This is a genomic window from Pseudomonas xantholysinigenes, from assembly GCF_014268885.2.
Taxonomy (GTDB): domain Bacteria; phylum Pseudomonadota; class Gammaproteobacteria; order Pseudomonadales; family Pseudomonadaceae; genus Aquipseudomonas; species Aquipseudomonas xantholysinigenes.
Map to the genome: position 1 here is coordinate 2372803 of NZ_CP077095.1, position 8193 is coordinate 2380995.

General features: G+C 67.7%; 10 protein-coding genes. 2 read left to right on the top strand and 8 right to left on the bottom strand.

Annotated elements, in window-relative coordinates:
* Nucleotides 1–5: 5 nt before the first annotated feature.
* The gene (locus tag HU772_RS10855; RefSeq protein ID WP_186662410.1) at nt 6–557 is read left to right on the top strand and encodes an isochorismatase family protein; all 552 of its coding nucleotides are present in this window, start codon (nt 6–8) and stop codon (nt 555–557) included.
* A complete protein-coding gene (locus tag HU772_RS10860) occupies nt 554–1639 on the top strand; it encodes a DUF1615 domain-containing protein (RefSeq protein ID WP_437182434.1) in 1086 nt (361 codons plus the stop codon). Before HU772_RS10855 ends, HU772_RS10860 begins: the two co-directional genes overlap by 4 nt.
* A 323-nt stretch (nt 1640–1962) precedes the next feature.
* Here the strand turns inward: HU772_RS10860 and HU772_RS10865 are convergent, their stop codons facing one another.
* The 8 genes from HU772_RS10865 to HU772_RS10900 are packed head-to-tail and all read right to left on the bottom strand — an operon-like array spanning nt 1963 to nt 8008.
* Nucleotides 1963–2832: a metal ABC transporter substrate-binding protein gene (locus HU772_RS10865; protein WP_186662409.1), complete on the bottom strand. Its 870-nt coding sequence runs from the start codon at nt 2830–2832 to the stop codon at nt 1963–1965.
* Nucleotides 2829–3728 carry a metal ABC transporter permease gene (locus HU772_RS10870; RefSeq protein ID WP_186662408.1) on the bottom strand — a complete coding sequence of 300 codons (900 nt, stop codon included), beginning with the start codon at nt 3726–3728 and terminating at the stop codon, nt 2829–2831. Before HU772_RS10870 ends, HU772_RS10865 begins: the two co-directional genes overlap by 4 nt.
* Complete coding sequence (locus HU772_RS10875) at nt 3728–4474, bottom strand: metal ABC transporter ATP-binding protein (protein ID WP_186662407.1); 747 nt, start codon at nt 4472–4474, stop codon at nt 3728–3730. Before HU772_RS10875 ends, HU772_RS10870 begins: the two co-directional genes overlap by 1 nt.
* Nucleotides 4471–5379 carry a metal ABC transporter substrate-binding protein gene (locus HU772_RS10880; protein WP_186662406.1) on the bottom strand — a complete coding sequence of 303 codons (909 nt, stop codon included), beginning with the start codon at nt 5377–5379 and terminating at the stop codon, nt 4471–4473. The genes HU772_RS10875 and HU772_RS10880 overlap by 4 nt, the downstream gene beginning before the upstream one ends.
* Nucleotides 5380–5389: 10 nt before the next feature.
* Nucleotides 5390–5959 carry a DUF6162 family protein gene (locus HU772_RS10885; protein WP_186662405.1) on the bottom strand — a complete coding sequence of 190 codons (570 nt, stop codon included), beginning with the start codon at nt 5957–5959 and terminating at the stop codon, nt 5390–5392.
* On the bottom strand, nt 5956–6273 hold the full coding sequence (locus HU772_RS10890; RefSeq protein ID WP_186662404.1) for a hypothetical protein: 318 nt from the start codon (nt 6271–6273) through the stop codon (nt 5956–5958). The genes HU772_RS10885 and HU772_RS10890 overlap by 4 nt, the downstream gene beginning before the upstream one ends.
* On the bottom strand, nt 6270–6809 hold the full coding sequence (locus tag HU772_RS10895) for a PA2404 family protein (RefSeq protein ID WP_186662403.1): 540 nt from the start codon (nt 6807–6809) through the stop codon (nt 6270–6272). Before HU772_RS10895 ends, HU772_RS10890 begins: the two co-directional genes overlap by 4 nt.
* Entirely contained in the window at nt 6806–8008 is a 1203-nt protein-coding gene (locus tag HU772_RS10900) for a PepSY-associated TM helix domain-containing protein (protein WP_186662402.1), read from the bottom strand. The genes HU772_RS10895 and HU772_RS10900 overlap by 4 nt, the downstream gene beginning before the upstream one ends.
* Nucleotides 8009–8193: the final 185 nt, after the last annotated feature.

The following is an 8193-nucleotide window of genomic DNA, read 5'->3' on the forward strand; positions in this document are numbered from 1 at the left end:
TGACCATGCTGATCGATCCGCGCCAGGCCACGCTGTTGGTCGTCGATATCCAGGAGAAACTCATCGGCGCCATGAGCGACCCCGAAGGCACCGCGGCCCGCGCACGCTGGCTGCTGGCCGCGACCGCCGAGCTGGCGCTGCCGACCGTCATCTCCGAGCAATACCCCAAGGGCCTGGGCCATACCCTGGCCGCGCTCAAGGCCGCCGCGCCGGCCGCTGAAATTGTCGAGAAGCTGCACTTTTCCTGCGTCGCCGCCGAATGCCTGCCGGCCAGCCTGCTGGCGCGCGAGCAAGTGATCGTCTGCGGCATGGAGACCCACGTCTGCGTGCTGCAGACCGTGTTCGGCCTGTTGGCCCTGGGCAAGCAGGTGTTTGTGGTCGAGGACGCCTGCGACAGCCGCACCGCGGCCAGTAAGTCGGCAGGGCTGGCACGCATGCGGGACGCCGGAGCGCAGGTGGTGACCCGTGAAATGGTGCTGTTCGAGCTGCTGGGCAGCGCGGGCCACCCGCTGTTTCGCCAGATCAGCAAGACCTACCTGGTCGGGGAACAGCCCTGAACGGGCGCCTGCTGGCCGCCGGGTTGCTGTGCCTGGGCCTGCTGCAGGGCTGCGCCGGCCGGCGCGAGGCGGCGCAGGAGGAGACCGACCCGGCCAAGGTTCGCGCCCAGCTCATGCGCCTGCTGCCGGCCCAGGCCAAGGACCGCCAGGGCTGGGCCGAGGATATCCAGGTGGCGTTCCAGGCCCAGGGCCTCGCCCCGAGCAAGCGCAACCTGTGTGCGGTGCTGGCGGTGACCGAGCAGGAGTCGACCTTCAATGCCGATCCCCAGGTGCCCAACCTGGGGCGCATTGCCCGTGAGGAAATCGACCGCCGCGCGGCGCGGCTGCATATTCCCGGATTGCTGGTCGATGGCGCCCTGCGCACGCCGTCGGCCAATGGCCAGAGCTATCAGCAGCGGCTGCTGGCCGTGCGCAGCGAGAAGCAGCTGAGCGCGCTGTACGATGAAGTCATCGACCGCCTGCCCTTGGGCCGCACCCTGCTGGGTGGGCTCAACCCGGTGCACACCGGTGGGCCGATGCAGGTTAGCGTCGACTTTGCCGAGCAGCATGCCAAGGGCTATCCCTATGCGCACCAGGGCAGCATTCGCCAGGAGGTTTTCAGTCGCCGTGGCGGCATGTACTTCGGCATCGCCCACCTCTTGGGCTATCCCACCCATTACGACCGCCAGCTGTATCGCTTCGCCGACTTCAATGCCGGGTGGTATGCCAGCCGCAACGCCGCGTTCCAGGCGGCGCTGAGCCGGGTGACCGGTGCGTCGTTGGCTCTTGATGGCGACCTGATCGCGCCGGGGGCGATCCTGCCGGGCAGCACCGAGCGGGCCGCGCGTACGTTGGGACGGCAGTTGGGGCTGCGCAATCCGCAGATTCGCGCACAGTTGGAAAAGGAGGGCAGCCTGGCGCTGGAGGAGACAGCGCTGTATCGCGGCGTGTTCGCCCTGGCCGAGGCCAAGGCCGGCAAGGCGCTGCCGCGCGCGGTACTGCCGGGGATCGAGCTGAAGAGCCCGAAGATCACGCGCAAACTGACCACGGCGTGGTTCGCTGGCAGGGTGGATGAGCGCTACCAGCGCTGCATGAAGCGGTGAGCGGCATGCTGGCGTGGCGCATGCCCTGAGGTCGGCGCGCTCCCTGTGGGAGCGGCTTCAGCCGCGAACACCGGCGTAGCCGGTGCCAGGCACCGCGTCGCTTGCTTCGCGGGTAAACCCGCTCCCACAGGTGTAGTGCATGGCTTGAGGTCGGGGCGATCCCTGTGGGAGCGGCTTCAGCCGCGAACACCGGCGCAGCCGGTGCCAGGTACCGTATCGCCTGCTTCGCGGGCAAGCCCGCTCCCACAGGTGTAGCGCATGGCCTGAGGCCCGCTCTGTTCCTGTAGCAGCCAGTCTTGCTGGCGAACGGGCCGCAAAGCGGCTCAGCCCTGGCTGAGGGCCTGGATCACCTGCTCGACACTGGCCTTGAGCCCGGCCACGGTATCCTCCGGGTCGCTCTCCACCACCAACAGTCTCGCCCCCGCCGCGGCGATCACCTCGGTGACCTTGGCTGGCGGCTGGCGGTGGTGCAGCACCAACGCCACGTCCTGCCCCTTGAGGTTGTCAGCCAACGCCTTGAGCGCGGCCTCGTCCCACTGATCATCGCTCGGCAGCGGCTGCTCGACCACGTCCAGGTTGAGCCCACTGGCCAGGTAGCCCAGGCGCTCGGACAGGCTCACCACGCTGAGGTTGTCGACCTCGGCCAGCCGGCCCTGGCTGCTGGCGGTCAGTTCCAGCATCTGCCGCTTGAGCGCGGCCAGGTTGGCCTGGATCCTGGCCTTGTCCTGCGGCGCCAGGCGCTCGAGGTCGTTGGCCACTACATCGGCCATGCGCCCGAGGTTGCTCGGGTTGAGCCAGGGGTAGCTGGCAAAGGCTTCGTCACCCTTGACCGCGATGCCCGGCAGGGCACCGTCCACCGGTCGCGCCGCGTCGATCTCGACGATGCGGATATTGCTGCGTCGGGCCATGGGGTACAGCGGGTCGTCGCGCCAGATCGAGCGCACGCCGATCACCGCGTCGGCCCGTTGCGCGACCTTGTGCAGGCTGGCGCCACCACGGCCACTGAAATACGACGGCTGGCGGCTGGCCGGCAGGTTGGCCGGGGCGGCGCGCTCGAGCTGCACCGAGGTGCCGGCGAGCAGGGCGCTGGCCAGGCTGTGGGTCACCGGCAGGGTGGTCAGCACTTGGGTGGCGTTGGCCAGCAGTGGCAAGCCGGCCAGGGCCAGGGCGAAGGTGAGCTTTTTCAGGGTCATGCCGGGTTTCCTTGCAGGCGGGGGACGAGGGCACGGGCCAGGGCGGCGAGGGCGAAGCAGATCCCGGCGACCAGGATGATCGCCGCGCCCGAGGGCACCGGCAGGTCGAAGACGATCGGCAACAGGATGCCGAGCAAGGTGCTCAGGGTAGCGATCAGCACCGAGACGAAGAAGAACCCCTTGAGCGACTGGCTGACCAGGCGCGCGGCCGCTGCCGGAATTACCAGCAGGGCGCCGACCAGGATCGCGCCGATCACCTTCACCGAGGCCACGGTGACCAGGGTCACCAGCACCACGAACAGGTAGTCCAGGGTCTTCACCGCCACCCCGCGCACTGCCGCCAGTTGCGGATTGAAGCTGGCGAGCATGATGCGGTTGTACAGCGGCAGCGCCAGGGCCAGCACCAGCACCGCGACGATGCCCAGCACCAGCAGGTCCTGGGCGCTGACGGTGAGCACCGAGCCGAACAGCACGTTCTCGAGGATGTGCACGTTGATCTTGCCGGCCAGCATCAGCAGCAGGCTCGCCCCCAGCGCCAGCGACACCGAAAGGAACACGCCGATCAGGGTGTCCGGCGACAGGCCGGTACGGTTGCGCAGGAAATTGAGCAGGATGCCGAACAGCAGGCAGTAGCCGAACAGGCTGCCATAGGGGCCGGTGTAGGGTTCGCCGAGCAGGATGCCGATGGCCACGCCGGTCAGCGCGGCATGGCCGACCGCCTCGGAGAAGAAGGCAAAGCGCTTGACCACCACCAGGGTGCCCAGGCCGCCCAGCACCGGGCCGATCATCAGCCCGGCGAGCAGGGCGTTGACCACGAAACCGTAGGCCAGGGCCTCCGGCAGAAAGCCTGCATTGGCCCATTCCTGGACCAGTTGGCGGAAGGATTCGAAACTCATCAGGCAAGGCTCTCGCTGCGCGGGTGGACGGAGAACAGCCCGAGCAGGCGCTCGGGGGTCAGGGCCTGGGCGGGCGGGGCGTCGAACAGTACCTGGCGGCTCAGCCCGGTGACCCGGTCGGCCAGGCGCAGCACCGCTTCAAGATCGTGCTCGATCCACAGCACGGTGGTGCCGGCCTGGCGCCAGCCGTGCAGCAGCTGTTCGAACACTTGGATGCCGGCTTCGTCCAGGGCCGACATCGGCTCGTCGAGCACCAGCAGCTGCGGCTCGGGGATCAGGCCCTGGGCCAGCAGCACTCGTTGGCGCTCGCCGCCGGACAGCGCGCCCATGCGCCGCTTGCGCTTGTCGAGCATGCCCACCCGCGCCAGCGCCGCATCGATCGCCGGGCGCACGTTGCGCGACAGGCCGAGGAACGCCGGGCGGCGCTGGCACATGGCAGCCATGAAGTCGTCCACGGTCATGGGCAGGCCACGGTCGAACTCCAGGGCCTGGGGCACGTAGCCGATCACCTCGCGCGCGCTTGGCCAGTGCAGGGTCAGCTGGCCCTGGTGGGGCATCTGCCCGAGCAGGGTCTTGATCAGCGAGCTCTTGCCGCCGCCGTTGGGGCCGACGATGGCGTGCACGCTGCCGGGGGCGACACTGAAACGCACGTTCTCGAGAATGCGCGTGCGGCCGAGGGTGAGGTCGATGCCGTCGAAGTCGATGCGCGGCCCGCAGGCGGCGGTGAGATTGGCGGCGGCGGTCACGCGCGGTTCTCCTGGATGGCGCGGACCACGGTGTCGAGGTTGCGCTTCATTTCCACCTCGTATTTTTCCTTGGTGTATTCGCCATAGGAGATATGCGTCAGCGGGTAGATACGCACGCCGGATTCGCGGTGGATGGTGTCGACGTAGGCTGAGGGGAAGTCCATTTCCGAGAAGATCACCTTCACATCCAGGGCCTTGAGCTGGTCGATGGTCTTCTTCAGTTGCGCCGGGCTCGGCTCGATGCCGTGGGCCGGCTCGACTACCGCGGTAACTTCCAGGCCGAAGTCGCGCACCAGGTAGTCGTAGGCGGCGTGGATGGTGGCCACGCGGAAGGTGGCGTCCGGCGCCTGGGTAACCTTGGCCAATGCCTCGGCGCGCAGCGCGCGCAGGCGCTTGGCGTAGGCGCGGGCGTTCTGCTGGTAGAGCTTGGCGTTGTCCGGATCGAGCTTGCCCAGTTCGCGGGCGATGTTGTTGACCTGGGCGATGGTCGCGCTGATCGACAGGAAGGTGTGCGGGTTGACCACCTTGCCGGCGCCGCGGGCGGCGATGCCGGTGGCGGCCAGCAGCGGCACGTTGGCATTGGACTCGATGGTCTTGATCTCGGGCTTTTCGCTGGCGGCGATCATGCGGTCGGCGAAGTCGTCGTGGCCGACGCCGTTGAGCACGATCACATCCAGCGTGCCGATACGCTTGATGTCTTCGGCGCGCGGCTCGTAGGCGTGCGGGTTGAAGCCGGCCGGAATCAACGGCACCACCTCGGCCTTGTCGCCGACGATGTTGCTCACGTAGCTGTAGTAGGGGTGCAGGGTGATGCCGATGCGCAGCGGTTTGCCGTCGCCGGCGAACGTCAGGGCGGGCAGGGTGCAGGCCAGAAGCAGCGCCAGGGCGCGGGCGAAGCGGAGCATGGGCGGATCCTTAATGACGGTGTTGGCGGGTGACCCCGGCGTCGTAGTGGGTGACGATCTGCTGCCAGCCGGCGGCGATCAGCGTGTCGTTGTCGAGCGCGTCCGGCGCCATCGCGGCGCTGTCGCGGCGCAGCCAGATATCGGCCTGGGCATCGGCGGCGACTGGCACGATCACCAGGAAGCTGCCGGCCACCTGCGGATCCTGGGTGCGCCCCAGGTAGGCCCCGTTCTCGAGCCGCGACCACTGGTGGCCGCCGCGACTTTGGCTGCTGGCATCGGCGACGAAGGGCGGCAGGCCTTCTTCGGCCAGGGCCTGAGCATCGGGTGCTTCACCGCTCTCTTCACGCAGGGCGCGGATTTCGTCGGCGGCCACCCACAGGTCGGTATGAATGCCTTGCTCGGCGCCGTTGAGGTCACGCCGGGCGTCCAATTGGTGGGCGGCGATGCTCACCTCGTCCTGGCGCTCGCCGCGCAGGGCCACCACGCCAGCCGCCAGCAGCACGATCAGCGCGGCGGCCAGCAACACATAGAGGGTTTCATGCCCGGCGCCGGCCGGGCGCACGACCTGGGCGCGGCTCATGGCGCACCGATGTCGGCGTGGTCGACTTCCACCACGTGGCCGGGGCCGGCGTCGAACAGCACGTAGAACTCGCCATCCGGTCGCTTGAAGGTCAGGGTCGAATCGTCGCCGAGCTTGCTCGCCACCAGCACCTGCTCGTCGTAGCCGATCACGTCCAGGGTCACCCCCGGCGCGCCGCTGCCGTCGGAAAAGCCACCCTTGCAGGTGATCTGCTCGCCGCTCTCGGTGCATTCGCACATCGGGTTGTGCGCCAGCGCCGGGGTGGCGGCCAGGGCCAAGAGGGGCAGGGCGAGCCTGCGCATCAGTTGCTTCATTTCTTGCCTCCTTGTTTGGCGAGCCAGGCTGCGGTGGCCGGCGACGCCTTGGCCAGCGGCACCGAGGCCTGGTACATCTTGCCGTCCCAGCCTTCGATGGTGATCCAGATGTCGGCATCGGGCTGGGTGCGGGGGGGAATCGGCAGCAAGGTGCCCATGCGCGCGGGCGGGCCGAAGAAGATCGTGCCCGCCGCGCGCAGGCTGCGTGGCTTGCCGATGCGCAGGTAGATGGCCTTGACGCCTTCGGTGCAGGTCGGGCACAGCGCCGCGTTGAAACTCTTGAAGTGGCCGGCCGGGCCATCGGCACGGGGCGGTTCGTCGAACAGTTCGGCCAGGTCCAGGCTCCAGCGCCCGACCTGGATGCCCTGGATAGGGTTGGCACCCAGGCCGCTGTCGCCACGGAACAGGCTGGCGTCGGCGAAGTACTTGGGCATGAAACCCAGGGGGATGAGGATCAGCAGGATATTCAGGTGGAAGCGCCATTTCAGCCACCACTGCTTGAGGCCGCCCTGCGGCACTGCACTTGCCTGGCTCATGGCTGGGCCTCCACGGGTTTTTCACTGATCGGCTGGCGTACCCGCGCCGGACGCTCGGCACGCTTGAGGGCGGCGGCGGTGGCCTGGGCGGTGCGCTTGGTCCAGATCAGCAGGCCGCTGAGCACCATCAGGGTCAGCACCAGGCCGAAGAAGAACCAGATCAGCTTGATCGCCAGGCCACCGAAGTCGCCGGTGTGCAGCGGGCGCATGGATTCGGTGACGAACTCCAGGGCCGAGCGGTCGCCGAGCAGGAACTGGCTGTCGACCGCGCGGGTGTAGGGGTTGACCTCGGCGGTCTGGAACATCAGCGGATACCAGCCGCGCCCGCCCATGCTGTAGTGGCTGTAGGCGGTGGCGGGCAACGAGATGAAACTCACGTCCAGGCCTGGGATCGTCGCGGTGGCGATCCGCGCCGCCTCGTCCAGGTCGATGCGCGGCGCCGGGCTGCCGTCTGCGGTCTGCGGCACCTGCTCGCGGGCGATCACCGGCACGATCGGCTCGCTGGAAATGGTCACGTGGTTGTCGCCAAGGATCGCCTGGATCAGGAACCAGGTGCCGGTGATCGAGATCACCGCGATGAACCAGATCGACCAGACCCCCGCCAGGCGATGCACGTCACCCCAGAAGATCCGCGAACCATGGCCGGTGCGCACAGGCTTGAAGAAGCCGCGCCAGAACTTTTTGTAGACCACCAGGCCGGTGACCAGCGAGGCCAGCATCGGCAGCCCGAGCAGCGACACCAGGTACCAGCCCCAGCTGTAGCCGTTGGTGAAGGGCACCAGCCACCAGCCGTGCAGGGCGCGGGTGAAGGCCTCGAAGTTGAAGTCCGGGCTCTTGCCCTGGATCGCGCCGGTGTAGGGGTTGACGTAGAGCGTCGGGCTGGTGCCGTCGGGGTAGGTGACCTGGGCCTGCAGGGCGAAGTGCGAACCGTCGGGCTGGCTGAGTGAACTCACCGTCAGGTCCGGCTCGGCCTTGTGCATGGCATCCAGCACCTGCTGGAAGCTCAGGCGCTCGGCGTCGTCGCTGGGCTTGCTGGCACGAACATCGGCGTTGGCCAGCCAGACGATTTCCTGGCTGACCACGGCCAGCATGCCGGTGAAGCAGACGATCAGGACGAAGAACCAGATCGGCAGGGCAAGCCAGCTGTGGACCAGGAACCACAGCTTGGACGTGGATTTCTTTTTCGGTTGTCGGGCCATCAGTCGGTCTTCTGCGGGAAAAGTGCGGTCGAGTCTCGGCTCAACCTCGAGGGCTGCACTTAATAGGACGAATGAGAATCAGAAACCAGCGCGATTAAATGAAAGCAAATGTTTCAGGATTTGCCGTGCTCTGCGCAAACCCCTGGCTTGCCGGTAATTTTTCCGCCGTTTTATCCGTTTCGTAG

Excerpts from the sequence above, each read along its gene's own strand:
- HU772_RS10855 (WP_186662410.1), top strand. The coding sequence starts at position 6 with ATGCTGATCGATCCGCGCCAGGCCACGCTGTTGGTCGTCGATATCCAG.
- HU772_RS10865 (WP_186662409.1), bottom strand. The coding sequence starts at position 2,832 with ATGACCCTGAAAAAGCTCACCTTCGCCCTGGCCCTGGCCGGCTTGCCA.
- HU772_RS10870 (WP_186662408.1), bottom strand. The coding sequence starts at position 3,728 with ATGAGTTTCGAATCCTTCCGCCAACTGGTCCAGGAATGGGCCAATGCA.
- HU772_RS10880 (WP_186662406.1), bottom strand. The coding sequence starts at position 5,379 with ATGCTCCGCTTCGCCCGCGCCCTGGCGCTGCTTCTGGCCTGCACCCTG.
- HU772_RS10885 (WP_186662405.1), bottom strand. The coding sequence starts at position 5,959 with ATGAGCCGCGCCCAGGTCGTGCGCCCGGCCGGCGCCGGGCATGAAACC.
- HU772_RS10890 (WP_186662404.1), bottom strand. The coding sequence starts at position 6,273 with ATGAAGCAACTGATGCGCAGGCTCGCCCTGCCCCTCTTGGCCCTGGCC.
- HU772_RS10895 (WP_186662403.1), bottom strand. The coding sequence starts at position 6,809 with ATGAGCCAGGCAAGTGCAGTGCCGCAGGGCGGCCTCAAGCAGTGGTGG.
- HU772_RS10900 (WP_186662402.1), bottom strand. The coding sequence starts at position 8,008 with ATGGCCCGACAACCGAAAAAGAAATCCACGTCCAAGCTGTGGTTCCTG.